Source organism: Klebsiella sp. GN_Kp190 (genome assembly GCF_040061795.1).
Lineage (GTDB): Bacteria > Pseudomonadota > Gammaproteobacteria > Enterobacterales > Enterobacteriaceae > Klebsiella > Klebsiella michiganensis.
Window position 1 is genome coordinate 253,531 of the sequence record NZ_JBEAFN010000005.1, and the last position, 24,773, is coordinate 278,303.

The following is a 24,773-nucleotide window of genomic DNA, read 5'->3' on the forward strand; positions in this document are numbered from 1 at the left end:
AAATGCAGACCGTTTTAGCAAAAATCGTGGCCGACAAAGCGATTTGGGTAGAAGCCCGCAAACAACAACAACCGTTAGCCAGTTTTCAAAATGAAGTGGTACCGACGCAGCGCAATTTTTACGATGCCCTCGCCGGAACCCGCACCGCGTTTATTCTCGAGTGCAAAAAGGCCTCGCCATCAAAAGGCCTGATTCGCGAAGATTTTGATCCGGCGGCCATCGCCGGCGTCTACAAGCACTACGCCTCGGCTATCTCGGTGCTGTGCGACGAGAAATATTTCCAGGGCAGCTTCGATTTCCTGCCGATGGTCAGTAAGGTCGCGCCGCAGCCGATTCTCTGTAAGGACTTCACCATCGATCCTTATCAGATTTACCTGGCGCGCTACTACCAGGCCGACGCCTGTCTGCTGATGCTTTCAGTGCTGGATGATGAGCAGTATCGCCAGCTCTCCGCCGTCGCGCACAGCCTGAACATGGGCGTGCTGACCGAAGTGAGTAATGAAGAGGAGCTGGAGCGCGCGATTGCGCTGAAGGCGAAAGTGGTCGGCATCAACAACCGCGATCTGCGCGATATGTCGATTGATCTCAACCGTACCCGTACCCTGGCGCCTAAGCTCGGTCACGATGTCACGGTGATCAGCGAGTCCGGCATCCATACCTACGCGGAAGTGCGCGAACTGAGCCACTTCGCCAACGGTTTCCTGATTGGCTCAGCGCTGATGGAGCACGCCGATCTCAACGCCGCCGTGAAGCGCGTGCTGCTCGGCGAGAATAAGGTCTGCGGCCTGACCCGCCCCCAGGATGCCCAGGTGGCGTATGAATCCGGCGCGGTCTACGGCGGCCTGATTTTTGTCCCGACGTCGCCGCGCGCGGTGAACGAGGCGCAGGCGCAAGCGGTGATCGCCAGCGCGCCTCTGAGTTATGTCGGCGTATTCCGCAATACCCCGGTGGCGGAAGTGATCGCCCGGGCGGAAAACCTCGACTTAGCCGCCGTACAGCTGCACGGCAGCGAAGACCAGACCTATATTGATACCCTGCGCGCCGAACTTCCGCCGAAGGTGCAAATCTGGAAAGCCCTCAGCGTAGGTGAAACGCTACCGCCGCGCGATCTGCGCCATGTCGATAAATACGTTCTCGACAACGGTCAGGGTGGCACCGGCCAGCGTTTCGACTGGTCCCTGCTGCAGGGCCAGGACCTGCATAACGTCATGCTGGCAGGCGGCCTCGGCGCCGATAACTGCGTAGAAGCCGCCAAAAGCGGCTGTGCCGGACTCGATTTTAATTCAGGCGTAGAGTCGCAGCCGGGTATTAAAGATGCCGACAAGCTGTCCTCTGTGTTTCAAACGCTGCGCGCATATTAAGGAGCAACAATGAGTACTTTACTGAACCCCTACTTTGGCGAATTCGGCGGAATGTACGTTCCGCAGATCCTGATGCCCGCCCTGCGCCAGCTGGAAGACGCGTTCGTCAGCGCGCAAAAAGATCCGGCATTCCAGGCCGAATTTACCGACCTGCTGAAAAACTACGCCGGTCGTCCGACGGCGCTGACCAAATGCCGCAACCTCACTGAAGGCACCCGCACGACGCTGTATCTGAAACGTGAAGACCTGCTGCACGGCGGCGCGCATAAAACTAACCAGGTGCTCGGCCAGGCTCTGCTGGCGAAACGGATGGGCAAAACGGAAATTATCGCCGAAACCGGCGCCGGTCAGCACGGCGTGGCCTCAGCCCTCGCCAGCGCCCTGCTCGGCCTGAAGTGCCGCATCTACATGGGCGCGAAGGATATCGAACGCCAGTCGCCGAACGTTTTCCGCATGCGCCTGATGGGGGCGGAAGTGATCCCGGTTCATAGCGGCTCTTCTACGCTGAAAGATGCCTGCAACGAGGCCCTGCGCGACTGGTCCGGCAGCTACGAAAAAGCCCACTATATGCTCGGCACCGCCGCGGGTCCGCACCCGTTCCCGACCATCGTGCGTGAATTCCAGCGCATGATTGGCGAAGAGACCAAAGCGCAGATCCTCGAGAAAGAAGGTCGCCTGCCTGATGCGGTTATCGCCTGCGTCGGCGGCGGATCGAACGCCATCGGCATGTTCGCCGATTTTATCGACGAAACCGCTGTTGGCCTGATTGGCGTGGAGCCGGCAGGTCACGGTATTGAGTCCGGCGAGCACGGCGCGCCGCTTAAGCACGGTCGTGTGGGCATCTATTTCGGTATGAAATCGCCGATGATGCAAACCGAAGAAGGCCAGATTGAGGAGTCCTACTCCATCTCCGCCGGGCTGGATTTCCCGTCAGTGGGTCCGCAGCATGCTTATTTAAACAGCATTGGCCGCGCCGATTACGTGTCGATTACCGATGACGAAGCGCTGGAGGCCTTTAAAGAGCTATCACGCCATGAAGGGATTATCCCGGCGCTGGAATCCTCCCACGCCCTGGCGCACGCGCTGAAAATGATGCGTGAAAACCCGGAAAAAGAGCAGCTGCTGGTGGTTAACCTCTCCGGCCGCGGCGATAAAGACATCTTCACCGTACATGATATTTTAAAAGCGCGAGGGGAAATCTGATGGAACGTTACGAGACGCTGTTTGCACAACTGAAAGATCGCCGGGAAGGCGCGTTTGTTCCCTTCGTCACCCTCGGCGATCCGAATCCGGAACAGTCGCTGAAAATTATCGATACGCTGATTGAAGCCGGTGCCGACGCGCTGGAGCTGGGTATTCCTTTCTCCGACCCGCTGGCGGATGGCCCGACCATTCAGGACGCCACCCTGCGCGCTTTTGCCGCCGGGGTGACCCCCGCGCAGTGCTTCGAAATGCTGACGGCGATTCGCCAGAAACACCCTACCATTCCTATCGGCCTGCTGATGTACGCCAACCTGGTGTTCAGCCCCGGCATCGATGAATTCTACGCCGCGTGCGAACGCGCGGGCGTCGATTCCGTGCTGGTTGCCGATGTCCCCGTGGAAGAGTCCGCGCCGTTCCGCCAGGCCGCGCTGCGCCACAATATCGCGCCGATTTTCATCTGCCCGCCCAATGCCGATGACGATCTGCTGCGCCAGATAGCCTCTTACGGTCGCGGTTATACCTACCTGCTGTCGCGGGCGGGCGTGACCGGCGCGGAAAACCGCGCCGCGCTGCCGCTGCATCATCTGATTGAAAAGCTGGCCGAGTACCACGCCGCACCGCCGCTGCAGGGCTTTGGCATCTCGGCGCCGGAGCAGGTTACCTCCGCGATTGAGGCCGGCGCGGCCGGCGCGATTTCCGGCTCCGCCATCGTCAAAATCATCGAGCGGAACGTGAACGACCCGCAGGCCATGCTGGCGGAACTCAAGGCTTTCGCCCGAAGCCTGAAAGCCGCCACTAAAGCGGCTTAACGTGCCTGCCGTCCGGCCCCGGGCCGGGCGGTTATTTCAGCTGTAAGCTGTCGGCGTATTTACGCGTCAGGCGAAACAGCGCCATCACCTCTTCTTGCGTCCATCCGGCCAGCACCTCATTCATCAGCCGCGTTCTTGCTCCCGCGATACGATCGATCATCGCCTGCCCCGCTTCGCTGAGCGTCACCTCGCTAATCCGGCGATCTTTTGCATTGGGCTGCTTAAGTACCAGCTGCTGCGCTTCCAGCTTCTTCACCTGCCTGCTGACGGTGGTGTAATCGCGACCGAGGCTATCCGCCAGTTCAACGACCCCAACGGGTCCCCTGCGCCCTATTGCCACCAGCAGCGGGAAGAGGATCCGATCGAGCTGGACCCCAGCCGCCTGCAGTATCTGCTCGTCGCGCATTGGCTGGTTCATCACGCTGATGATATCGAGCAGCGCGCCGTGAAAGCCGGTGATGTCGTAATTATTATGTGCATCTTGCATATATTAGTTAACCGGGTATAGTGCCGTTATCAGATACGTGCATTTTACACATAACTATCCCACAGGGGGAGAAGACAATGAAAGCAGCCGTGGTTTTTGACCTGCAGCAGGGTCCGGTGTGGTCCGATTTTCGCGATCCGCAGCCCGGTGAGCATCAGGCGTTAGTCGAGGTTCGGGCCGCCGCCATCAGTCATGTAGTGAAAGGCCGGGCCTCCGGTAAGCATTATAGTTTCGATGGCCGCCTGCCTTTTGTCCCGGGTATCGACGGCACCGGTATCTTACCCGGCGGAGAGCGCGTCTATTTCGCCTTCCCCGTCGCGCCCTGGGGCAGCATGGCGCAACGGGCTCCCGTCGCCTTAAACCACTGTCTGCCGCTGCCGGATGCGCTGGACGATATCACCGCCGCGGCAATGGCTAATCCGGGGATGTCGGCCTGGGCGGCGCTGGTCAAACGCGCCGGGATGAAAGCCGGGGAAACAGTACTGATCAACGGCGCCACCGGCAGCGCCGGGCAGCTGGCGGTACAAATCGCCCGTTTTCTCGGCGCCAGAAAAGTGATCGCCTGCGGGCGAAACGTGGAGAAGCTGGCCGCCCTCGGCGCTGATGAAACCGTTAACTTAAGTCAGGATGAGGCGGACTTACGGACGCAGTTTGCCGGGCTGGCGGCGCAGCAGATTGATGTCGTCGTCGATTATCTGTGGGGACGTAGCGCCGAACTTTTGCTGCCAGCGCTGGCAAAACACAGCCCAGGAAATGCGCCGGTACGTTTTATTCAGGTCGGTTCCCTTTCCGCCGCCGATATCTCTCTCAATGGCGCGGTGCTACGCTCCTCGCCGCTGCAGCTGATGGGCAGCGGAATTGGCAGCCTTTCTGTGCCCCAGCTGCTGGCCGCCACCGGGGAGATGCTGCAGGCCGCCGTCGCCGGCGGATTGACTATCGCCACGACTCCCCGGCCGCTTCGCGAGGTCGCCACGGCGTGGCCGCAGGACGACAGCCAGAAACGCACCGTCTTTGTCGTCGATTAAAAAAATCGCTTCTGCACAAAAGTTGGGGTTGATATCTTAAATGAGAAATATTATCTTTCTCATTACTGAATAGTTGAGCAAACAGCTCAGGTATTCGGTACGACATTGCTCACATTGCTTCCAGTATTTTTGCCCGCACTTGTGCGGGCTTTTTTTATGGTTGTCGACACACTCTGCGCACCAGCTGCCTTAGCCAGCGATGTGCCAATTCATGCTCGTGGCGAGGATGCCACATTTGTGACACCGTTATCTCCGGCGTACTCACCGGGAGAGGAAAAGCGACCATCTCTTTTCCCGCCGCGCTCTGCAGGCAGGAGGCCGGGACAACGGCGATGAGCTGAGAATCCCGGGCCACGGCCAGCGCGGCGGAAAAACCAGGCACCACCGCGGCAATCCTGCGGCGCATGCCACACGCCGCCAGCGCGTCATCAACCGGCCCGCGTATCAACCCGCGACGGGAGGTAATGACGTGCCCCACGGAAACAAATTGTTCCCGCGACATGTCGGCAAAGGCGGCCAGCGGATGGTTTTTGGCCAGCGCGACGACAAAACGATCGCGAAACAGCGCCTGCAGGCGGATCTCCGGCCCCATATTTTTCAGTACGCCAATTTCCAGGTCCACCCGCCCCTCGCGTAAAAATCGGGCATCTTTCTCCGGCTTAGCGACAAACTCCAGCGTCACGCCCGGTGCTTCCCGCGCGGCGGCGTTCACCAGCGCCGGGCCAAAAGCGTCTATAAATCCCTCATTGGTACGCAAAGTAAATCGCTTCTCGAGGGTCGATAAACTCAGCGGCGCAGGCGAAGCGTTGAGCACCGCGCGCATCTCGGAGACAACGTTTTTTGCCCGCGCCTGCAGACTTTCTGCGTGCGGAGTCAGCACCATGTTTCGCCCGGCTCTGACCAGTAGCGGGTCGCCGGTGACCTGCCGTAGGCGCGTCAGCGTGCGGCTCATCGCCGAAGCGCTGAGCTTAAGCCGTTTAGCCGCCCCGGCAACGCTTTTCTCGCTCAACAGTACATCCAGCGCCGCCAGTAAATTGAAATCAGGATCGTTCATCTTTTCTCCACTCCAGGATAAGGCGTCTGATGCACTTTATTATTGCAAATGCTGCGCCTTCCGCCTGCTACAGCATCAGCCTATATTTACCCCATCATGTATTTGCTCAGGAGTTATGCCCATGGTCGCTTCCCCTAAAACAGTACTGATCGCAGGCGCGTCACGCGGGCTTGGGCACGCCATGGCTGAACAGTTTCTGCTGCATGGCTGGCAGGTCATCGGCACCGTACGCGATCTCTCACAAACGACGCCGCTGCACCACCTGGCCGAGGCTTATGCTGGACGGGTGCGCATTGAGGCGCTGGATATTTGTGATAGCGACGGGATCGCGGCGCTGCGCAATGCGCTTGCCGATAGCGCGCTGGATATGCTGTTCGTCAACGCGGGCACCACCAACCGCGATCCCACACAAACCATCGGCGAGATCGCGACGGAAGAGTTTATTCACGTCATGCTGACTAACGCGCTCGCGCCGATGCGGGTCATAGAAAATATGCAGGCGCTGGTGTTGCCGCAGGGGCTGATTGGCGTTATGTCTTCAGGACAAGGCAGTTTGAGCAATAATACCGGCGGGCAGCGCGAGCTGTATCGCGGGAGCAAAGCCGCGCTGAATATGTTTATGCGCAGCTTTGCCGCCCGCCCTGCCAGCGTATCGCATCCGATGGTGGTCATGGCGCCGGGGTGGATCCGCACGGCCCTTGGCGGCGAGAGCGCCCCGCTCACCATGGCGGAGACCATCCCCTCGCTGGTGAACGTGCTGCTGGAAAAACAAAATCGTCCCGGATTAGAGTATCTGGATTATCGCGGATATCGCGTGCCGTGGTGATAAGTCTATGCGTATTAATGGCCTGCAGACGGGTTCATGGCAGTCAATTTTCGCTTTTTACGCTATTACGCCCCGATGATGGAGAGTTTCTGGACCCGTTGCGCATGGCGTGGGCTAGTCATACGTTTTTCTGGGCGTTCCTGAGCTAAAGCCAGGCAGGGGTGATATTATTCAAGCCAGAAAATACAGGCACAACGTCAACCGGGAGCGATTTATGCACGAGGAAGTACCACTGAAATATTACGACATTGCGGATGAGTATTCGACGGAGTCCGCCGAGCCCGTCAGCGAGTCAGAACGTGAGCCCCTGGCGCGCTATTTTCAACTGCTGATTACGCGGCTGATGAATAACGAAGAAATCAGCGAGGAGGCGCAGGGAGAGATGGCCATACAAGCGGGCATCGATCGGCAGCGCATCGATGATATCGCGGAATTCCTGAATAAATGGGGTAATGAGTAGCGGTTGACGCGGACGTTCCGCGGAGTGCTTGCGGCAAATGACGCATCGGCAATCGCGGCAGCGGACTTCGCGTCGGGACGTGCAATAAAGCTGGTCATTGCGACCAGCTTTACCTGAGACTTTAGAACCGGTATCCGGCAGAGAACATAAACACCCACGGATCCAGACGGATACTGTCGTGCTGCTGCGCGCCCGCCAGCTTATAGTTGGCGGTGGTGTCGATATCCATGTACCACACCGACATGTTAATCAGCCAGTCGCGGTTAATCAGATAGTCCATCCCCACCTGTCCTGCCGCCCCCCAGGAGTCTTTCAGGCTCAGATCGGATATGCCGGTCTTTTTACCCGTATCGTTCACGCTCTCATCGAAGAAGGTCGTGTAGTTGATACCCGCGCCAATGTATGGACGCAGCTTGCTGCTGGAGTCGCCAAAATACCACTGCGCCATGAGCGTCGGCGGTAAATGGTGAACGGTCGCAATATTGCCGGTTGCCGCGGTCCCGACTTTATGGCGGAACGGCGTGGCGGCCAGCAGTTCAACGCCGATGTTATCCGTTGCCATATAGGTGAACGTCAAACCCAGTTGCGTATTATTGCTGACGTTAAAGCCCCCCAGGCTGCCTAACGTGCCGCCCGCGCCTTCGGTCGGTCTGACCGTTGCCGAACCCGCGCGAATAAAAAATTCACCAGCTTCATGCGCCCAGACGCTGCTGCCGGAAAGACTGCTCAGAATAACAACCGCCGCTGCTAACTTTTTCATACCCACTTCCTCATTATGGTTATTCAGCGCCAGAATATACCTACATTGAAGTATGTTTGATCCAACATAGATCACATTAAGTGGGCAAATTTAACATTTATTGATCCAGATTAATTTTCACTTTCTCAATACAATCAGTGAGAAGCGTGTCGTATCAAATTTCTTGCTTTATGACACTCAAGGCAGCGCGTCGCTGATTTCCTCTTCTATTTACAAAGATATACTTAGCGTGCAGGAGCAGAGACTGCTACCCAGCCGCGATTTGCGGTACAATCGCCGGCTAGTTAACACCTGCAATACTCAAGGAGAATGCATGTCTATCACGGCGAAGTCCGTCTACCGTGACACCGGGAACTTTTTCCGCAATCAGTTCGTTACTATCCTGCTGATTGCGCTGCTATGCGCGTTCATTACGGTAGTACTTGGCCATGCCTTTTCACCCAGTGAAGAGCAGCTGTCAATACTGAGCCAGGGCGATAGCCTGGCGGGTAGCGGCGGGCTGTTTGAACTGGTCCAGAGCATGACGCCGGAGCAGCAGCAAATCCTGCTGCGCGCGTCTGCGGCCTCTACCTTCTCAGGGCTGGTAGGTAACGCCATTCTTGCCGGCGGCGTTCTGCTCATGATTCAGATGGTCTCCGCCGGCCAGCGAGTCAGCGCCCTGCGTGCGATCGGCGCTTCTGCGCCGGTGCTGCCAAAGCTGCTGCTGCTGATCCTGCTGACGACGTTTATCGTGCAGATGGGAATGATGCTGGTGGTGGTGCCGGGCGTCCTGCTGGCTATCGTGCTCTCTTTCGCACCGGTTATGCTGGTGCAGGATAAAATGGGGATTTTCAGCGCCATGCGTAGCAGTATGCGTCTGGCCTGGGCCAACGTACGTCTGGTGGCGCCGGCCATTATCGGCTGGCTGCTGGCGAAAACGCTGCTGCTGCTGTTTGCCTCCAGCTTCGCGGTCCTGACGCCAAACGTTGGCGCGGTGGTAATAAATACCCTCAGCAATCTTATCTCCGCATTGTTGCTGATCTATTTATTTCGCTTGTATATGCTCATTCGTAACTAACCTAATCCAGGGCGGGTGCTCCCTGCCCCAACCTGAACGACGGAATCGATGTATGAAGCAGTTTCTGGATTTTTTACCGCTGGTAGTCTTCTTCGCATTCTACAAGCTTTATGATATCTACGCCGCGACGACCGCGCTGATTATCGCTACCGCCATCGTGCTGATTTACAGCTGGGTGCGCTATCGTAAAGTCGAGAAAATGGCGCTGATTACCTTTGTGCTGGTGGCCGTATTTGGCGGCTTAACCATCTTCTTCCATAACGATGAGTTTATTAAATGGAAGGTGACGGTTATCTACGTGCTGTTTGCCAGCGCGCTGCTGTTTAGCCAGTGGGTGATGAAGAAGCCGCTGATCCAGCGCATGCTGGGTAAAGAGCTGACGCTGCCGCAGCAGGTGTGGTCGCGTCTGAATCTGGCCTGGGCGGTGTTTTTCATCCTTTGCGGACTGGCGAATATCTATATCGCTTTCTGGCTGCCGCAGAATATCTGGGTCAACTTCAAGGTCTTTGGTTTAACCGCCCTGACGCTGGTATTCACCCTGCTGAGCGGCGTGTATATCTATCGCCATATGCCGCAGGACGACAACCACTAAGCTGGCTTTCCCACGGCACGCCGGACGGCGTGCCGCGTTCTTCGCTTTTCCCCTCTCCGCATAAATCGCTTCAGCTGAAACGATTCGTAATGTAAGCTATTTCTCACAGGAGATGGCATTCCTCCTTGAACCGCCATGTGGCTAATGATGCCTGCTTTTTATTCCCGGACCGGGAATGGGCAGGCATATCTGAATTGCAGGCACCGCGTCCGGGAAGGTTAATCTTCTAAGGAACTGACGATGCGTGCAAACCGCTTTTCATCACTCTCTCTGCTTTTCTTCCTCGGAAAATGGCTGCTCCTCGCCTTTATCATCGCGGTGCTGGCGGGTACGGCATCGGCGTTTTTTCTTTTCTCACTGCAGTGGGCCACGGCAACGCGTGAAGCTGACCTCTGGCTTATCGGGCTCCTGCCGTTGGCCGGTTTTGCCGTCGGCTGGATCTACCTGCGCTACGGCACCCGCGTGGAGGCCGGCAATAACCTGATTCTGGAAGAGATTCACGACCCTCAGCGCATCATTCCCTTGCGCATGGCGCCGCTGGTTTTTTTCGGCACCGTTGTTTCTCATCTGTTTGGCGCCTCCGTCGGGCGTGAAGGCACGGCGGTGCAGATGGGGGCCTCGATCGCCGACCGTTTTACGGCCCTTTTCCGCCTTAACGACGATGCACGGCGAATGATACTGATGGCCGGGATCAGCGCCGGTTTCTCTTCGGTTTTCGGTACCCCGCTCGCCGGAGCGCTATTCGGGCTCGAGGTCCTGGCTATCGGCCGGATGGACTACAACGCCATTCTTCCCTGTCTGTTTGCCGCGATTATCGCCGATCGGGTCGGCATCATGTGGGGCGTGCAGCATACGCACTACTTTATTACCGGCTTTCCCACGCTGGCGCTCTGGACGCTGCTGGCCATCATTATCGCCGGCTGCTGCTTTGGCCTCGCGGCGCGCATTTTCGCCGACAGCACGCATGCGGTCGGCGCCTTGATGAAAAAACGGATTCACTACGCGCCGCTGCGGCCGTTTATTGGCGGACTGGCGATTGCCGGCGCCGTCTGGCTGCTGCACGGAGAGCGCTATATTGGCCTGGGCATACCGGTGATAGTGGACGCTTTCCAGCATCCGCTGGCGCCGTGGGACTGCTTCGGCAAACTGATCTTCACCGTTGTCTCTTTAGGCAGCGGATTTAAAGGGGGCGAAGTCACCCCGCTGTTTTACGTCGGCGCGACGCTGGGCAATGCGCTGGCGCCGCTGCTGCATATGCCGCCAGGTTTTCTGGCCGGGATAGGTTTTGTCGCCGTCTTTGCCGGCGCGGCGAATACCCCCATCGCCTCGACGCTGATGGCGATTGAGCTATTTGGCGCGGAAATCGGTGTTTACGCGGCGCTGGCCTGCGTGGTGGCATGGCTGGTCTCGGGCTATACCGGTATTTATCGTTCCCAGCGCATAGCCTGCCTGAAACAAAGCTATGTCCCGACCGGCATCAGACTGGCTGAGCTCCCGGCGTGGTACCAATCGCAAACACGCCGTCAAAAAACCGACAACGAAACCCCCACCTCCTGACGAACGTGCCCGGAAACCGGAGGGTTCAGGCTCGCCGGTTTCTTCATGATATCTACCACATGCCGGAAAGTTGCGGCAATTGTGAGGATTTAATGGAGATTAGCGTCTCTTTATTGAAACGATAATGATTATCATTGATATTCTCGATCTCAATTTTTTCATGATTTGATATGGATATTTATAATGAGAACGCAGAAAAATCACATAGCAACGCCCCTGGCCCTGGCCATTGCAGGCTTACTCAGCCCAGGGGTCTTCGCCGAAGAGGTGGAACAGGATACGGAGACCATGGTGGTTCATGGCACCGCCGAAGAGGCGCTGAAGCAGCAGCCGGGCGTCTCGATCATCACTGCGGAAGATATTGCTAAAGATCCCCCGGTTAACGATCTCTCAGAAATCATCCGTAAAATGCCCGGCGTCAACCTGACCGGCAACAGCGCCAGCGGCAGCCGCGGCAACAACCGTCAGATCGACATTCGCGGAATGGGACCGGAAAACACGCTGATTCTTATCGACGGCGTGCCCGTCACCTCCCGCAATTCAGTGCGCTATAGCTGGCGCGGCGAGCGCGATACCCGCGGCGACAGCAACTGGGTACCGCCGGAAATGGTGGAACGCATTGAAGTTCTGCGCGGCCCTGCCGCAGCGCGCTACGGCTCAGGCGCCGCGGGCGGCGTTGTCAATATCATCACCAAACGCCCCACCAACGACTGGCACGGCTCGCTTTCGCTCTATACCAATCAGCCGGAAAATAATAAAGAAGGCGCCACCAACCGGGCTAACTTCAGCCTCAACGGACCGCTGGCGGGAGATGCCCTGACCATGCGTTTGTACGGCAACATTAACAAAACGGAGCCCGATGCCTGGGATATTAACCGCGCGCAAAATGGCTCTTACGCGGCGGGCCGCGAAGGGGTACGCAACAAAGATATTAACGCCCTGCTGTCGTGGAAAGTTACGCCGCAGCAGATCCTGGATTTTAGCTACGCCTATAGCCGCCAGGGCAATATTTATGCCGGCGATACGCAGTACAGCAACAGCAATATGAGCCCAAATGGCCTGGTGGATACGCTGTACGGTCAGGAAACCAACCGGCTATATCGGCAGACCTGGGGCCTGACCTACAACGGGATCTGGGACTGGGGCCAGTCGAAGGCGGGCGTCTACTACGAAAAAACCAACAATACCCGCCTGCAGGAGGGCACCACCGGCCGCGTTGAAGGGATGATCAACAGCGATGTCTATGACACCAGCCGCCTGGAGTCGTGGCGCTCAACCGCAGAGGTGAATCTCCCCTTCAACTGGCTCGCTGAACAGACCCTGACTCTGGGCATGGAATGGAATCGCGATGAGCTAAACGATCCGGCATCCATGCAGGCCACCACCACCACGGATGCTCTCCCCGGGATTTCGGGCGATCCTTCACAACGCAGCCCTAAAAACAGCGCCACCCTGACCGGTATTTATCTGGAAGACAATATCGAAGCGACGCCGGGCACCAATATTATCCCGGGTCTGCGCTTCGACTATCATAACGACTTCGGCAGCAACTGGAGCCCGAGCCTGAACCTGTCACAGGATCTGGGCGATATGTTTAAGGTCAAAGCGGGCATCGCCCGGGTATTTAAAGCGCCGAACCTGTATCAGTCCAGCGAGGGGTATCTTCTTTCTACGCGGGGCAACGGCTGCCCGATAAGTATTGCCGATGGCAACTGCTATCTTTTGGGTAACCCGGACCTCGATCCGGAAATCAGCATCAATAAGGAGATTGGCCTTGAGTTTAACCTGAACGGTTATAACGCCGGCGTCACCTGGTTCCGCAACGACTACAAAAACAAGATCGTCTCCGGCACCGAGATACTGGGTAATACCGCTACCGGGGCGAATATCCTGCAGTGGGAGAACGGCGGGAAAGCGGTCGTCGAAGGCCTTGAAGGCACGCTGCTGGTTCCGGTCATTGCCGATACGCTCAGCTGGCGCACCAATGCCACTTATATGATCAAATCGGAAAACAAAGATACCGGAAACCCGCTGTCCGTTATTCCGAAATACACCATCAATACCCTGCTCGACTGGCAGGTGACCAGCAAGTTTTCGGCGAACGTCAACTGGACTTTGTACGGTCGGCAGAAACCGCGGGAATATGCGGAAATTCGTACTGAAAACGGCGTACTGGCCACCAATGAAGTGGGCTCCTATTCCGTGGTTGGTATCGGCGGCAACTATCAGCTAATGAAAGACCTGCGCCTGAACGCCGGGATCAGTAACCTGTTCGATAAGCAAATTTATCGTGAAAACGAAGGGGCTTCGACCTATAACGAACCGGGTCGCGCCTATTACGCTGGCGTCACGATCTCCTTCTAACCCCTCACGCCCGCTATCGCGGGCGTATTCCCTATTCTCTCAGCGTCATTTTCATAGTAGCATCCGCCTGATCATCTTTGACTAGTACAGAGTATAGAATGACAACAACAGATCTTACGCCGAAGGGCGAATTGGTATTACGCACCCTGGCGATGCCGGCGGACACCAACGCTAACGGCGATATTTTCGGCGGCTGGCTGATGTCGCAGATGGATATTGGCGGGGCGATTATGGCCAAAGAGATTGCCCACGGTCGCGTCGTGACCGTGCGCGTCGACGGCATGACTTTTTTACGCCCGGTCGCGGTCGGCGACGTGGTGTGCTGCTACGCCAGCTGCGTGAAGCGCGGCAATACGTCGATAACCATCAATATGGAAGTGTGGGTCAAGAAGGTGTCGTCTGAACCCATCGGCCAGCGCTACAAAGCAACCGAAGCGCTGTTTATCTACGTCGCGGTAGATAATGAGGGTAAACCGCGCGCCCTTCCCGCCCAGTAATTCTGCCGGCCCGGCGCTTCCGGGCCGGTCTTTTACAGAAAGCCGAGTAAAGAGAAGAAGAAGTAGCCCAGCACAATAATAATTACCGGCAGGACGTATAGCGGAAAATACTGCACCAGGATGGTATGGCGCGGCACCACAACGCGTTCAGAGATTTGTTCGCGCGTCAGCCCTTCGGCCCCTTTCGCCTGCTCCAGAATCAGCTGATCCTCAACGCCCTCGCGCAGAAACTTCGCCTGGCGCCCCATCCGCGCTCCGGAGGCCTGTAGCGCCATGCCGACGAACACCAGAATATAGATAACCCAGAAGCCGATATTCATACCGTGCTTAAAGTCCGGCAGCGGCGAGTTGTACCAGAAGAAATTCAGGAACGGCGTATTGAAACGCATCATCTCAATCATCACATGAGCAAAGTCCATCATCACCGCGTCAATGCCCGGTTTTTTCTCACTGTGCTCGTACATAAACTTCAGCACGGAGATCAGCGTCGAGATAACCGCCGGGATAAATACCACCCACCCCAAAATACGTTTAAGTACTGCAACGCGTCCAGCTTGTTGATACGTCATGGGTTCCCCTTGTTAAGACGCCTGTCTACCCTAAGTCTACCTTCGTCGGCGAATTTCGCCCAATAATGCGCGGTATGATATACCATGAGTGCCGATTCGTTATCTACTTACGCTACAGGAGAGGGACTTATGTCAGCCAGGCGCCAGATTCACGCCGCGATTTTTGATATGGATGGTTTACTGATTGATTCTGAGCCGCTGTGGGATAAAGCGGAGCTGGAGGTGATGGCAAGCCTCGGGGTGGATATCAGCCGCCGCCATGAAATGCCCGATATCCTGGGGCTGCGCATCGATTTAGTCGTCGATCTGTGGTTTGCCCAGCAGCCGTGGAAAGGCCCGGATCGTGCCGAAGTCACCGCGCGGATCATCAACCGCGCCATCCAGCTGGTGGAAGAAGCGCGTCCGCTCCTCCCCGGTGCGCGGGAAGCGGTGGCGATGTGCAAAGCCCAGGGGTTGAAAATCGGCCTGGCGTCGGCTTCGCCGCTGCGGATGCTGGAAAAAGTCCTCACCATGTTTGAACTGCGCGATCAATTTGACGCCCTCGCTTCCGCCGAAGGGCTGCCGTTCAGCAAACCGCACCCGCAGGTCTATCTGGACTGCGCCGCCAGACTCGGCGTCAGCCCGATGCACTGCGTGGCGCTGGAAGACTCGGTTAACGGCATGATTGCCAGCAAAGCGGCCCGAATGCGATCTATCGTCGTACCGGAAGCGGAAAACAGCCGCGATCCGCGCTTCGTGCTGGCGGACGTGAAGCTTGCCACCCTTGAATCCCTCACCCTGAGCGACCTGCTCGGTTAATCCTGCCGCTGATGATGAGATAGCGGCACCGTCTCATCATCACAAAATTAAAACAGCGTTTCATTTTTATTTGTTTTTTCTTCTCCCGCCCTCTATGCTTGTCTCAACGGCGTTATTTAACGCGTGAAATCAGCATACAGAGGTGCATATGGTACTGAACGCCTTTGACCTTACGGGCAAGGTCGCTATCGTGACGGGTTGTGATACCGGGCTGGGCCAGGGAATGACGTTGGGCCTTGCGCAGGCCGGGTGCGATATCGTCGGCGTGAATCGCCGGATCCCCCATGAAACCGCAGAGAAGGTTCAGGCGCTGGGCCGACGCTTTACCGCTATTCAGGCCGATTTGAGCCGGCAGGATGAGATTGAAACCATTGTCGATCGGGCCGTGGCCGCCATGGGCCGGGTAGATATTCTGGTCAACAATGCGGGAACCATCCGCCGCGCCGATGCGCTCTCCTTTAGCGAAAAAGACTGGGACGAGGTGATTAACCTGAATCTGAAGTCGGTGTTCTTTCTTTCACAGGCGGTCGCCAGGCAGTTCATCGCGCAGGGCGACGGCGGGAAAATTGTTAATATTGCCTCAATGCTCTCCTTTCAGGGGGGGATTCGGGTACCCTCCTACACCGCGTCAAAAAGCGGCGTACTGGGCATTACCCGCCTGATGGCCAACGAATGGGCGGGGCATCGCATCAACGTTAACGCCATTGCCCCGGGATACATGGCTACCAACAATACTCAGCAGCTGCGTGAAGACGCCGAGCGCAGCAAAGCGATTCTCGATCGTATTCCGGCCGGGCGCTGGGGCGTGCCGGATGACCTGCAGGGGCCGGTCGTTTTTCTCGCCTCCCGGGCGGCGGATTACATTAGCGGCTTTACGCTGGCGGTAGATGGCGGCTGGCTGGCACGCTGATGTTTTTGTGACAAAGAGTTACACCGTCACCTCTTCCGCACACTGTATAAAAACCCTATACTGTATGAATTGACAGTTTAGGGTGTTTATCATGACGGCGGAAGGCCACCTCCTCTTCTCTATCGCCTGTGCGGTATTTGCGAAAAACGCGGAATTGACCCCCGTGCTGGCTCAGGGCGACTGGTGGCACATCGTTCCTTCCGCCATCCTGACCTGTCTGCTGCCGGATATCGATCACCCTAAGTCGTTTCTCGGTCAGCGATTAAGCTGGATATCAAAACCGATAGCGCGCGCCTTTGGCCATCGCGGCTTCACCCATAGCCTGCTGGTAGTCTTTGGCGCGGTCGCGATTTTCTCATTGAAAGTACCGGAAAGCTGGATAGTGCCGGCAGATGCGGTTCAGGGCCTGGTTCTTGGCTACCTTAGCCATATTCTCGCCGACATGCTCACCCCGGCAGGCGTTCCGCTGCTCTGGCCCTGCCGCTGGCGTTTTCGCCTGCCCCTGCTTGCACCGCGCAAGGGTAACCAGCTGGAGCGCGCGCTGTGTATGGCGCTGTTTATCTATGCCGTATGGATGCCGCAAAACGTTGCCGAAAACAGCGCCATTCGCTGGTCATCGGACATGATTAATTCTTTGCAAACCACCTTTAATCGCTTAATTAGCCACCAGGCTGGACGATAAACCAGCGAATTATTCAATTGGTTATAATCAATTCCATTTGAATATAAGTAACGAATAACGCCTTCTGCTACCCTTGCCGTCATAAGAGCTGGTTATTGACCAGCCCGGTAATAAAAGATATCAGGAGAACGGGGATGAACTTTCCATTAATAGCGAACGTAGTCGTGTTCGCGGTTTTACTGTTGGCGCTGGCCCAAACCCGCCATAAACAGTGGAGCCTCGCTAAAAAAGTGCTGGTCGGTCTGGCGATCGGCGTTGTCTTCGGCCTGGCGCTACAGCTTATCTATGGTTCCGACAGCCCGGTGCTGAAGGATTCTATCCAGTGGTTCAATATCGTCGGTAACGGCTATGTTCAACTGCTGCAAATGATCGTCATGCCGCTGGTTTTCGCCTCCATTCTGAGCGCGGTCGCCCGTCTGCATAATGCCTCGCAGCTGGGTAAAATCAGCTTCCTCAGTATTGGAACCCTGCTGTTCACCACGCTGATTGCGGCGCTGGTCGGGGTGCTGGTCACTAATATGTTTGGCCTGACCGCCGAAGGGCTTGTTCAGGGCAGCGCGGAGACCGCCCGCCTCAACGCCATTCAGAGCAATTACGCCGGTAAAGTCGCGGACCTGAGCGTCCCGCAGCTGATCCTCTCTTTCGTACCGAAAAACCCGTTTGCCGATCTGACCGGCGCGAACCCAACGTCGATTATCAGCGTGGTTATCTTCGCCGCGTTCCTCGGCGTCGCGGCGCTGAAATTGCTGAAAGATGACGTCGCCAAAGGCCAGCGCGTACTCACCGCCATCGACACGCTGCAGAGTTGGGTAATGAAGCTGGTGCGCCTGGTGATGCAGTTAACGCCGTACGGCGTGCTGGCGCTGATGACCAAGGTAGTCGCGGGCTCTAACCTGCAGGACATCATCAAGCTCGGCAGCTTCGTTATCGCCTCCTATATTGGTCTGGGCATCATGTTCGTGGTGCACGGTCTGCTGCTTGCGGTCAACGGCGTGAGTCCTCTGAAGTACTTCCGTAAAGTCTGGCCGGTATTGACCTTCGCCTTTACCAGCCGCTCCAGCGCGGCGTCTATTCCGCTGAACGTGGAAGCGCAAACGCGTCGTCTGGGCGTGCCGGAGTCTATCGCCAGCTTCTCCGCATCGTTCGGCGCCACGATCGGGCAGAACGGCTGCGCGGGCCTCTATCCGGCGATGCTCGCCGTGATGGTCGCCCCTACCGTCGGTATTAACCCGCTCGATCCGCTGTGGATTGCGACGCTGGTGGGCATCGTGACCGTCAGTTCCGCCGGGGTCGCTGGCGTGGGCGGCGGCGCGACCTTTGCCGCCCTGATCGTCCTGCCGGCGATGGGCCTGCCGGTCACGCTGGTGGCGCTGCTGATCTCGGTTGAGCCGCTGATTGATATGGGCCGTACCGCGCTGAACGTAAGCGGTTCCATGACCGCCGGTACCCTGACCAGCCAGTGGCTGCGTCAAACCGATAAAGCTATTCTCGATAGCGAAGAAGACGCGGAGCTCGCGCACCGCTAAGCGGGCCCGCACTTCAGGTTATTAAAAACAAAAAACCGCTGATTTTCAGCGGTTTTTTTATTGTGCCCGGCACATTCAGGCGTCGATTTCACCTTCCTGCCTCATTTGCGTCGCCCAGCGCTGCGCCGCTTCCGGCACGTTAAACGGAGGGGAGCGACGAAAATGTTCGTCTATTAGCACAAAAGCAACATATTTACCCCGCAAAACCCAGACGTCGCGAAAACCATCCATTTTGACGGCGTGTTCCGGCGGCGCAGGCTCGACTCGCGGCACGTAGCTAATGACCTGACGATTTTGTTGGCGAAGTGGTTTCATCACAAATAGATTCACTAAACACAGCGGGAAACAGAAACCCCTATCATAGCCGAAAAAGCCCCCTTTCGTCGCCCCCAGCTTGCGGCCCTTTAGTAGTAAAACTCTTATAAAAATATATTCTTGAAATGATGTTCTACAATTAGAAGGGTTTTGGTTTAGCAACGACCATTTTCAGCAATGAAAGCAGGAGCGAGCAATGTCTGATAAACACCATAACCCGCAACCCCATCAATCACCGGTTCACGACGACCGGGAAGCAAAACCAGGTCTGGATGCCTTAGCCCCCGAAGATCAGAACTGGCGGCCCACGCCGCATCCCACCGCCCCAGGTGAAGAGCCGACCGCCCCGGGCAGTATGAAAGCCCCGGATACGCACAGCGAAAAGCTCGATGCCCTTGAAAAACAGCGTAAAGGCGGCGAGGATTTTGCGCTTACCACCAATCAGGGCGTACGCATCGCAGACGACCAGAACTCGCTGCGCGCGGGCAAACGCGGCCCCACGCTGCTGGAAGATTTTATCCTGCGCGAAAAAATCACCCATTTTGACCACGAGCGCATTCCTGAGAGGATCGTCCATGCCCGCGGCTCCGCTGCGCACGGCTATTTCCAGGCGTACAGCGACTTAAGCGATATCACCAAAGCGGCTTTCCTCTGCGATCCGCAGAAAAAAACGCCGGTCTTCGTCCGGTTTTCCACCGTTCAGGGCGGCGCAGGCTCCGCCGATACGGTGCGCGACATCCGCGGCTTTGCCACCAAGTTTTATACCGACGAGGGCATCTTTGACCTGGTCGGCAACAACACGCCGATCTTTTTTATTCAGGACGCGATCAAGTTCCCTGATTTCGTCCACGCGGTCAAACCCGAGCCGCACTGGGCCGTCCCGCAGGGGCAAAGCGCGCACGACACGTTCTGGGATTACGTCTCACTGCAGCCCGAAACGCTGCATAACGTGATGTGGGCGATGTCCGACCGCGGACTGCCCCGCAGCTACCGCACGATGGAAGGGTTCGGCATCCACACCTTCCGCCTGATTAACGCGGAAGGTAAAGCCACCTTCGTACGTTTTCACTGGAAGCCGGTCGCGGGCAAAGCCTCCCTGGTATGGGACGAGTCGCAAAAGCTGACCGGTCGCGATCCCGATTTCCACCGCCGTGATTTATGGGAAGCGATTGAAGCCGGCGATTATCCTGAGTACGAGCTGGGCTTACAGCTGATCCCGGAAGAGGACGAGTTTGCTTTTGATTTCGATCTGCTGGATCCCACCAAGCTGATTCCGGAAGCGCTGGTCCCGGTGCAGCGCGTCGGTAAGATGGTCCTCAATCGCAACCCGGACAACTTCTTTGCCGAAAACGAACAGGCGGCCTTCCATCCAGGGCATATCGTTCCGGGGATAGACTTCAGCAACGATCCGCTGCTGCAGGGCCGACTTTTCTCCTATACCGATACGCAGATCAGCCGCCTCGGCGGGCCGAATTTCCATGAAATCCCGATCAATAAACCCACCTGCCCGTACCATAATTTCCAGCGCGACGGCATGCACCGGATGGATATTGATACCAACCCGGCAAACTATGAACCTAACTCCATCAACGATAACTGGCCGCGGGAGACGCCGCCGGCCGCTAAACGCGGCGGCTTTGAATCCTATGCCGAGCGGGTTGACGGGGAAAAAATTCGCCAGCGCAGTCCGTCGTTTGGCGAATATTACTCGCAGCCCCTGCTGTTCTGGCGTAGCCAGACGCCTATTGAGCAGCAGCATATTATCGACGGATTCAGCTTCGAGCTGAGCAAGGTCGTCAGGGAGTGGATCCGCGAGCGGGTGGTCGATCAGCTGGCGCATATCGACCTGCAGCTGGCTCAGGCGGTGGGTAAAAATCTGGGTATTGAGCTCACCGACGAACAGCGCAGCATCACGCCGCCGCCGGATGTTAACGGTCTGAAAAAGGATCCTACGTTAAGCCTGTACGCTATTCCCAGCGGTGACGTAAAAGGCCGTGTGGTAGCGGTACTGCTTAACGATCGTCCGGTCGCCAAAGAGCTCCTGACGCTGCTCAAGGCGCTCAAAGCGCACGGGGTGCATGCCAAATTACTCTATTCCCGAATGGGGAAAGTGCAGGCCGATGACGGCACCGAGCTGCCGGTGGCCGGGACCTTTGCCGGGTCGCCATCGCTTACCGTGGACGCGGTCATTGTTCCCGGCGGCGATCTGCAAAGCCTGAGCAACAACGGTGATTTCCATTACTACCTGCTGGAAGCCTATAAACACCTGAAGCCGATTCTGCTGGCAGGCGATGCCCGGCAGTGCAAAGCGCCGCTGCAGGTTGCCAGTCAGGGGGAAGAAGGCATCGTTGAGACGGACGCCATCGATAATGCGTCGGTGGATGCGCTGATTACCCTGATGGCGGCGCATCGGGTGTGGTCGAGAAGCGCCAAAATCTCCGCGATCCCGGCGTAAAAAAAGCCCGGCATTTCTGCCGGGCTTCTCACTTCTCTTTACTTACACATCGCGATAGGTGCCGAGCCGGTAGCCGCGCTCGGCAATCGCATACTTCAGCGACTCGGCGGTGAGCACGTCCAGTTCGGTCAGGCGCGGGTAGCAATAGGCGCTACCCATAATCGTGTTATCAACGAACGCCGGGTGGCACATCACCTCCAGCGATCGCTCATAACGCTGGATAGAGGCATCCAGGGTTTGCAGAAACAGCGCTTCCGAAACCCCTTCCCCGTAAAACTCGCTGGTAAACCCGTCGCTGCTGCGCGCCGCATCCTGCGCTAAACCTGACAGCGTCGCCAGTTGCCGATCGATCCGCAGCGCCACCCCCTTCTCGCGCGCAAAGGCCGCGACGATGGGGTAAATCTGCGCAATCATATGCACATGGTGATGGCTGTCGATATGCGTCGGCTCATGGCCAAACAGCTCGACGAAGCGCCGGTACTGGCACTCCAGCTCGTGCGCGATCTCATCCAGCGGCAGGCTATCCTCTTCCGCCATCTGCCAAATCCACTTACCGAGACGACCTTCGCGGGTTAAGCCCGGCATCGCCGACAGCGGTTCGCCCAGCGTCAGGACAAAGTGCATCCCCACCGCCAGCTCAGGGACGCAGCGGCTAAGCTGGGCAGCGTGGCCGATCGCCGCGCCGTTGACCAGCGCCGTCGTGGAGGTGACCAGACCGTTCTTGCAGGCTTCGATAATGCCGTAGTTTTGCCCTTTGCTGAGGCCAAAGTCATCGGCATTGACGATTAACACGCGTTCCATAAGCCGCTCCCGTTACTGTTTCAGTTTTTCGATAGTCGCCGCAAAGTTTGGCAGCCACTGCTCGTGCGCAAGGATCATCTCACGCGCCAGCTGTTCGGCGTCACGATCGGAGTGGATCAGCGGGCTCAGGTTAAGCGCCAGCAGCACGTCATCCAGTTTACCGCTGATTGCCGCTTCGCTGGCCGCGACTTCAAAGCCTTTAATGGTGTAAATCAGCCCCAGCACTTTTTCGTCGAAATGCGTGATGCGCGGCGTCGGTTTCGCACCGTCGCGACCCAGCGTACAGGTCATCTCGACCGCCCAGTCGGCCGGGATGTTATCCACGTGACCATGATGCGGCACGTTCACGTAATGCTCGGCCTGCTTGTCATTATAAATGGCGTTAATCACTTCACAGGCCGCGTCGGAATAATACGCCCCACCGCGCTGTTCCAGTTCTTTCGGCTTAACGTTCAGATCCGGATCTTTGTACAGCTCAAATAGCTGTTTCTCAACCTTCTGAACCACCTGCGCGCGCGCGCCGCCTTTGTAGTATTCGCCCATTTCAATCGCCAGCATCTCTTTTGGCTTAAAGTAGTAGAGCAGATAGGAACAAGGGATCAGGCGCAGCGAACGGAGCAGCCCTTCGCTAAACGGCAAATCAAAGATATTTTTCACCGAGTTTGCGCTCAATCGACCCGACGCCACGCCGTCAAGCAGCTCGTCAAAGCGCGAAACGCCGTTGACCAGCACATCCCGCACGAACACCAGATGGTTCAGACCAAACAGATCGATATTGAGCTCATCGCTCGGGCTCAGCTTCAGCACATCGGTGATAAACATCTTCATGCCGATAGGAATATTGCACACGCCGATAAAGCGCTTAAAGCCGGTATGACGATAAACCGCCTCGGTCACCATGCCCGCCGGGTTGGTAAAGTTAATCACCCAGGCGTTCGGACAGACTTCCTGCACATCTTTCACAATGTCAAAAATGACCGGAATGGTGCGCAGACCTTTAAACAGTCCGCCCGCGCCGTTGGTTTCCTGGCCTAAATAGCCGTGGCTCAGCGGAATACGCTCGTCCTTTTCGCGCGCCTTAAGCTGGCCGACGCGCAGCTGAGTAGTGACGAAATCTGCGCCTTCCAGCGCCGCGCGGCGATCGAGGGTCTTGTAGACTTTCATCGGGACGCCGGCTTTTTCCACCATGCGCTGGCACAGCGCATGGATAATATCGAGCTTTTCCTGCCCTTCCGCGACGTCCACCAGCCACAGTTCGCTAATCGGCAGTTCATGATAACGCTTCAGGAATCCTTCCAGTAATTCCGGGGTATAGCTGCTGCCGCCGCCGATAGTCACTACCTTCAATTTCTGGCTCATCTTTTTCTCCCTTGCGGATAGCGCGTATGCGGCACCCGCTCTCCGTTTAAATACGGACAGTTAATTTGAATATTTAGACCGCGCGGACTATTCCGCGCCCGGTTAATTAATACTGGTGAGGTGTTTCCGATAGCTGCTGGGGGTAAAAGAAGTCAGCTTCTTGAATGTTTTAATAAACAGACTTGGGCTACTGTACCCCGACTCATAGGCGATATCGGTCACCGAGTAGTTGGTTATCTCCAGCTGTTTTTTGGCGAAGTTGATGCGAATATCGTTAATCATCTGCATCGGCGTTTTGGCATAATAACGCTGGGTGGCCCGGGTTAAGTATTCCTGAGTTTTCCCGGAAAGCTCGACCATATTTTCCAGCGCCCCCTCGCCAAATTTAAGCTTATCGTGCATACCCTCAACGGTATTTTTTAACCATTGCGGAATAACGTCTTCCGTAGGTTCTTCACGATAATGCCGCAAACGATTCAGGGTGTAAAAAGACACCAGCTCGATAAATTCGTCGAATTCAGTTTCGCGAAAATTCAGTGATGCAATAACCGACTCAATATAACTGAGAAAAGTACTTTTAACGGCATAGACCTGTGAGGCGACCAGACCAAACGGCAGCAGCGGCAGATAGTGTTTCTCAAAGAAACTTTTGCTGATGCCAACGTTAAGAATGCGCGTCGCACCAAATTCATAAAAACTCTGGTGATGCGACCCCATTGGGATGAAGACAAAATCCCCGCGCTCCAGCAGCACCCGCTTGCCATTAATAACCTGATAATAGCGCCCGGTTAAAACAATGGTGTACTCGTAATAATCATGCTGGTGAAGCCCGCTTACGCTCTCCGTTTTGTTATAGATGACCACATGAAAGTTCTTGCCGTTAAAGAGTTGTTGCTCCCGGGCGGTACTGATTTCAGTGGTCATCATCTTTGGCTGCCTCATCGTGTCGATGACCTATTGTACCTTCTCGTGCAGCTCAATCAATTCGGCAACCAGCTCACGAGCCAGCATTGAGGTCATTAGATGATCCTGCGCATGAACCAGCACCAGGCTCACCTTCATTTTGCCTTCACCCTCATCGCTCTCAATCAGCTGCGTCTGCACAAGGTGCGCTTCGCTCAGCGCCATGCGCGACTGTTCCATCATCGTTTTCGCCGCCTCGAAATCTCCCTGCTTTGCCTGCTTCAGCGCGGCATAAGCCAGGCTGCGCGCTTGACCGGAGTTGATAATCAGCCCCATCACCACCTCTTCGAGGTCGTTTACCGCGGTCTCTTCTGCTGCGATGTTATCCAGATCAAACATAATG

Annotated in this window: 25 protein-coding genes and 1 riboswitch; of the genes, 16 read left to right on the plus strand and 9 right to left on the minus strand. The window is 56.7% G+C overall.

The window, feature by feature from the left end:
* Nucleotides 1–2: 2 nt before the first annotated feature.
* Genes trpCF through trpA form a run of 3 tightly spaced genes read left to right on the plus strand, consistent with a single transcriptional unit; the run spans nucleotide 3 to nucleotide 3,373 of the window.
* On the plus strand, nucleotides 3–1,361 hold the full coding sequence (gene trpCF / locus ABLU67_RS03190) for a bifunctional indole-3-glycerol-phosphate synthase TrpC/phosphoribosylanthranilate isomerase TrpF (protein ID WP_025106981.1): 1,359 nt from the start codon (nucleotides 3–5) through the stop codon (nucleotides 1,359–1,361).
* Between the two features lie 9 nt (nucleotides 1,362–1,370).
* Entirely contained in the window at nucleotides 1,371–2,564 is a 1,194-nt protein-coding gene (trpB, locus tag ABLU67_RS03195) for a tryptophan synthase subunit beta (protein WP_004850131.1), read from the plus strand.
* Entirely contained in the window at nucleotides 2,564–3,373 is an 810-nt protein-coding gene (gene trpA, locus ABLU67_RS03200; RefSeq protein WP_064380548.1) for a tryptophan synthase subunit alpha, read from the plus strand. The genes trpB and trpA overlap by 1 nt, the downstream gene beginning before the upstream one ends.
* Nucleotides 3,374–3,404: 31 nt before the next feature.
* Here trpA and ABLU67_RS03205 read toward each other — a convergent pair whose 3' ends face one another.
* Entirely contained in the window at nucleotides 3,405–3,860 is a 456-nt protein-coding gene (locus tag ABLU67_RS03205; RefSeq protein ID WP_014838208.1) for a MarR family winged helix-turn-helix transcriptional regulator, read from the minus strand.
* Between the two features lie 77 nt (nucleotides 3,861–3,937).
* On the opposite strand from ABLU67_RS03205, the gene ABLU67_RS03210 reads away from it, so the two are divergent.
* Nucleotides 3,938–4,885: a zinc-binding alcohol dehydrogenase family protein gene (locus tag ABLU67_RS03210; protein ID WP_046878277.1), complete on the plus strand. Its 948-nt coding sequence runs from the start codon at nucleotides 3,938–3,940 to the stop codon at nucleotides 4,883–4,885.
* Between the two features lie 154 nt (nucleotides 4,886–5,039).
* On the opposite strand, the gene ABLU67_RS03215 is transcribed toward ABLU67_RS03210, so the two are convergent.
* Nucleotides 5,040–5,939 (minus strand): LysR family transcriptional regulator, encoded by a 900-nt coding sequence (locus ABLU67_RS03215; protein ID WP_047724019.1) that lies wholly within the window; start codon nucleotides 5,937–5,939, stop codon nucleotides 5,040–5,042.
* 121 nt (nucleotides 5,940–6,060) lie between these two features.
* Between ABLU67_RS03215 and ABLU67_RS03220 the strand changes: the two genes are divergently transcribed.
* Both ABLU67_RS03220 and ABLU67_RS03225 read left to right on the plus strand, forming a co-directional pair.
* On the plus strand, nucleotides 6,061–6,765 hold the full coding sequence (locus ABLU67_RS03220) for an SDR family NAD(P)-dependent oxidoreductase (RefSeq protein WP_224384744.1): 705 nt from the start codon (nucleotides 6,061–6,063) through the stop codon (nucleotides 6,763–6,765).
* 214 nt (nucleotides 6,766–6,979) lie between these two features.
* On the plus strand, nucleotides 6,980–7,225 hold the full coding sequence (locus tag ABLU67_RS03225; RefSeq protein ID WP_032692737.1) for a YmjA family protein: 246 nt from the start codon (nucleotides 6,980–6,982) through the stop codon (nucleotides 7,223–7,225).
* A gap of 121 nt (nucleotides 7,226–7,346) precedes the next feature.
* Here ABLU67_RS03225 and ompW read toward each other — a convergent pair whose 3' ends face one another.
* Entirely contained in the window at nucleotides 7,347–7,985 is a 639-nt protein-coding gene (ompW, locus tag ABLU67_RS03230; RefSeq protein ID WP_004121296.1) for an outer membrane protein OmpW, read from the minus strand.
* 313 nt (nucleotides 7,986–8,298) lie between these two features.
* On the opposite strand from ompW, the gene ABLU67_RS03235 reads away from it, so the two are divergent.
* From ABLU67_RS03235 to yciA, 5 genes are all read left to right on the plus strand, one after another.
* Nucleotides 8,299–9,042 (plus strand): YciC family protein, encoded by a 744-nt coding sequence (locus ABLU67_RS03235; RefSeq protein ID WP_004850117.1) that lies wholly within the window; start codon nucleotides 8,299–8,301, stop codon nucleotides 9,040–9,042.
* A gap of 52 nt (nucleotides 9,043–9,094) precedes the next feature.
* Nucleotides 9,095–9,634 (plus strand): septation protein A, encoded by a 540-nt coding sequence (locus ABLU67_RS03240; RefSeq protein WP_004101360.1) that lies wholly within the window; start codon nucleotides 9,095–9,097, stop codon nucleotides 9,632–9,634.
* A 99-nt stretch (nucleotides 9,635–9,733) separates the two neighbouring features.
* Nucleotides 9,734–9,795, plus strand: a riboswitch (Fluoride riboswitch).
* A 79-nt stretch (nucleotides 9,796–9,874) separates the two neighbouring features.
* Nucleotides 9,875–11,191, plus strand: coding sequence for a voltage-gated chloride channel family protein (locus tag ABLU67_RS03245; protein WP_348852157.1), 1,317 nt, complete (start codon nucleotides 9,875–9,877; stop codon nucleotides 11,189–11,191).
* A gap of 183 nt (nucleotides 11,192–11,374) precedes the next feature.
* Complete coding sequence (locus ABLU67_RS03250) at nucleotides 11,375–13,555, plus strand: TonB-dependent siderophore receptor (RefSeq protein ID WP_064358739.1); 2,181 nt, start codon at nucleotides 11,375–11,377, stop codon at nucleotides 13,553–13,555.
* Between the two features lie 98 nt (nucleotides 13,556–13,653).
* Complete coding sequence (gene yciA / locus ABLU67_RS03255) at nucleotides 13,654–14,052, plus strand: acyl-CoA thioester hydrolase YciA (RefSeq protein ID WP_004850109.1); 399 nt, start codon at nucleotides 13,654–13,656, stop codon at nucleotides 14,050–14,052.
* A gap of 32 nt (nucleotides 14,053–14,084) precedes the next feature.
* Here yciA and ABLU67_RS03260 read toward each other — a convergent pair whose 3' ends face one another.
* On the minus strand, nucleotides 14,085–14,621 hold the full coding sequence (locus ABLU67_RS03260; protein WP_009653426.1) for a YniB family protein: 537 nt from the start codon (nucleotides 14,619–14,621) through the stop codon (nucleotides 14,085–14,087).
* A gap of 129 nt (nucleotides 14,622–14,750) precedes the next feature.
* Here ABLU67_RS03260 and hxpB point away from each other — a divergent pair, with 129 nt between their 5' ends.
* The 4 genes from hxpB to ABLU67_RS03280 all read left to right on the plus strand — a co-directional run bounded on the left by hxpB (nucleotide 14,751) and on the right by ABLU67_RS03280 (nucleotide 18,537).
* Entirely contained in the window at nucleotides 14,751–15,419 is a 669-nt protein-coding gene (hxpB, locus tag ABLU67_RS03265; protein ID WP_025106974.1) for a hexitol phosphatase HxpB, read from the plus strand.
* 148 nt (nucleotides 15,420–15,567) lie between these two features.
* Nucleotides 15,568–16,329: a 2-dehydro-3-deoxy-D-gluconate 5-dehydrogenase KduD gene (gene kduD, locus ABLU67_RS03270; RefSeq protein ID WP_102802803.1), complete on the plus strand. Its 762-nt coding sequence runs from the start codon at nucleotides 15,568–15,570 to the stop codon at nucleotides 16,327–16,329.
* Nucleotides 16,330–16,420: 91 nt separating this feature from the next.
* Nucleotides 16,421–17,011, plus strand: coding sequence for a metal-dependent hydrolase (locus ABLU67_RS03275; RefSeq protein ID WP_004850102.1), 591 nt, complete (start codon nucleotides 16,421–16,423; stop codon nucleotides 17,009–17,011).
* Nucleotides 17,012–17,145: 134 nt separating this feature from the next.
* A complete protein-coding gene (locus ABLU67_RS03280) occupies nucleotides 17,146–18,537 on the plus strand; it encodes an L-cystine transporter (RefSeq protein ID WP_014228987.1) in 1,392 nt (463 codons plus the stop codon).
* Between the two features lie 75 nt (nucleotides 18,538–18,612).
* On the opposite strand, the gene cedA is transcribed toward ABLU67_RS03280, so the two are convergent.
* Nucleotides 18,613–18,867, minus strand: a complete 255-nt coding sequence (gene cedA, locus ABLU67_RS03285; protein ID WP_071532283.1) for a cell division activator CedA — start codon at nucleotides 18,865–18,867, stop codon at nucleotides 18,613–18,615.
* A 181-nt stretch (nucleotides 18,868–19,048) separates the two neighbouring features.
* Here cedA and katE point away from each other — a divergent pair, with 181 nt between their 5' ends.
* Complete coding sequence (katE, locus tag ABLU67_RS03290; RefSeq protein WP_025106972.1) at nucleotides 19,049–21,307, plus strand: catalase HPII; 2,259 nt, start codon at nucleotides 19,049–19,051, stop codon at nucleotides 21,305–21,307.
* Between the two features lie 42 nt (nucleotides 21,308–21,349).
* Here the strand turns inward: katE and chbG are convergent, their stop codons facing one another.
* The 4 genes from chbG to chbA form a co-directional block, all read right to left on the minus strand.
* Complete coding sequence (gene chbG / locus ABLU67_RS03295) at nucleotides 21,350–22,108, minus strand: chitin disaccharide deacetylase (protein ID WP_109240966.1); 759 nt, start codon at nucleotides 22,106–22,108, stop codon at nucleotides 21,350–21,352.
* A gap of 12 nt (nucleotides 22,109–22,120) precedes the next feature.
* A complete protein-coding gene (locus ABLU67_RS03300; protein ID WP_009653470.1) occupies nucleotides 22,121–23,467 on the minus strand; it encodes a 6-phospho-beta-glucosidase in 1,347 nt (448 codons plus the stop codon).
* Nucleotides 23,468–23,569: 102 nt separating this feature from the next.
* Nucleotides 23,570–24,409: a transcriptional regulator ChbR gene (chbR, locus tag ABLU67_RS03305; protein WP_071532282.1), complete on the minus strand. Its 840-nt coding sequence runs from the start codon at nucleotides 24,407–24,409 to the stop codon at nucleotides 23,570–23,572.
* A 12-nt stretch (nucleotides 24,410–24,421) separates the two neighbouring features.
* Nucleotides 24,422–24,769 carry a PTS N,N'-diacetylchitobiose transporter subunit IIA gene (gene chbA, locus ABLU67_RS03310; RefSeq protein WP_004850090.1) on the minus strand — a complete coding sequence of 116 codons (348 nt, stop codon included), beginning with the start codon at nucleotides 24,767–24,769 and terminating at the stop codon, nucleotides 24,422–24,424.
* Between the last annotated feature and the right edge of the window lie 4 nt (nucleotides 24,770–24,773).

Bases quoted from the DNA above. Each gene is read 5' to 3' on its own strand.
- chbR (WP_071532282.1), bottom strand. From the start codon at position 24,409: ATGAGGCAGCCAAAGATGATGACCACTGAAATCAGTACCGCCCGGGAG.
- ABLU67_RS03215 (WP_047724019.1), bottom strand. From the start codon at position 5,939: ATGAACGATCCTGATTTCAATTTACTGGCGGCGCTGGATGTACTGTTG.
- ompW (WP_004121296.1), bottom strand. From the start codon at position 7,985: ATGAAAAAGTTAGCAGCGGCGGTTGTTATTCTGAGCAGTCTTTCCGGC.
- ABLU67_RS03235 (WP_004850117.1), top strand. From the start codon at position 8,299: ATGTCTATCACGGCGAAGTCCGTCTACCGTGACACCGGGAACTTTTTC.
- ABLU67_RS03300 (WP_009653470.1), bottom strand. From the start codon at position 23,467: ATGAGCCAGAAATTGAAGGTAGTGACTATCGGCGGCGGCAGCAGCTAT.
- ABLU67_RS03245 (WP_348852157.1), top strand. From the start codon at position 9,875: ATGCGTGCAAACCGCTTTTCATCACTCTCTCTGCTTTTCTTCCTCGGA.
- ABLU67_RS03260 (WP_009653426.1), bottom strand. From the start codon at position 14,621: ATGACGTATCAACAAGCTGGACGCGTTGCAGTACTTAAACGTATTTTG.
- chbA (WP_004850090.1), bottom strand. From the start codon at position 24,769: ATGTTTGATCTGGATAACATCGCAGCAGAAGAGACCGCGGTAAACGAC.
- ABLU67_RS03210 (WP_046878277.1), top strand. From the start codon at position 3,938: ATGAAAGCAGCCGTGGTTTTTGACCTGCAGCAGGGTCCGGTGTGGTCC.
- kduD (WP_102802803.1), top strand. From the start codon at position 15,568: ATGGTACTGAACGCCTTTGACCTTACGGGCAAGGTCGCTATCGTGACG.
- ABLU67_RS03280 (WP_014228987.1), top strand. From the start codon at position 17,146: ATGAACTTTCCATTAATAGCGAACGTAGTCGTGTTCGCGGTTTTACTG.
- trpB (WP_004850131.1), top strand. From the start codon at position 1,371: ATGAGTACTTTACTGAACCCCTACTTTGGCGAATTCGGCGGAATGTAC.
- yciA (WP_004850109.1), top strand. From the start codon at position 13,654: ATGACAACAACAGATCTTACGCCGAAGGGCGAATTGGTATTACGCACC.
- ABLU67_RS03275 (WP_004850102.1), top strand. From the start codon at position 16,421: ATGACGGCGGAAGGCCACCTCCTCTTCTCTATCGCCTGTGCGGTATTT.
- ABLU67_RS03240 (WP_004101360.1), top strand. From the start codon at position 9,095: ATGAAGCAGTTTCTGGATTTTTTACCGCTGGTAGTCTTCTTCGCATTC.
- ABLU67_RS03250 (WP_064358739.1), top strand. From the start codon at position 11,375: ATGAGAACGCAGAAAAATCACATAGCAACGCCCCTGGCCCTGGCCATT.
- chbG (WP_109240966.1), bottom strand. From the start codon at position 22,108: ATGGAACGCGTGTTAATCGTCAATGCCGATGACTTTGGCCTCAGCAAA.
- ABLU67_RS03220 (WP_224384744.1), top strand. From the start codon at position 6,061: ATGGTCGCTTCCCCTAAAACAGTACTGATCGCAGGCGCGTCACGCGGG.
- katE (WP_025106972.1), top strand. From the start codon at position 19,049: ATGTCTGATAAACACCATAACCCGCAACCCCATCAATCACCGGTTCAC.
- trpA (WP_064380548.1), top strand. From the start codon at position 2,564: ATGGAACGTTACGAGACGCTGTTTGCACAACTGAAAGATCGCCGGGAA.
- hxpB (WP_025106974.1), top strand. From the start codon at position 14,751: ATGTCAGCCAGGCGCCAGATTCACGCCGCGATTTTTGATATGGATGGT.
- ABLU67_RS03225 (WP_032692737.1), top strand. From the start codon at position 6,980: ATGCACGAGGAAGTACCACTGAAATATTACGACATTGCGGATGAGTAT.
- trpCF (WP_025106981.1), top strand. From the start codon at position 3: ATGCAGACCGTTTTAGCAAAAATCGTGGCCGACAAAGCGATTTGGGTA.
- ABLU67_RS03205 (WP_014838208.1), bottom strand. From the start codon at position 3,860: ATGCAAGATGCACATAATAATTACGACATCACCGGCTTTCACGGCGCG.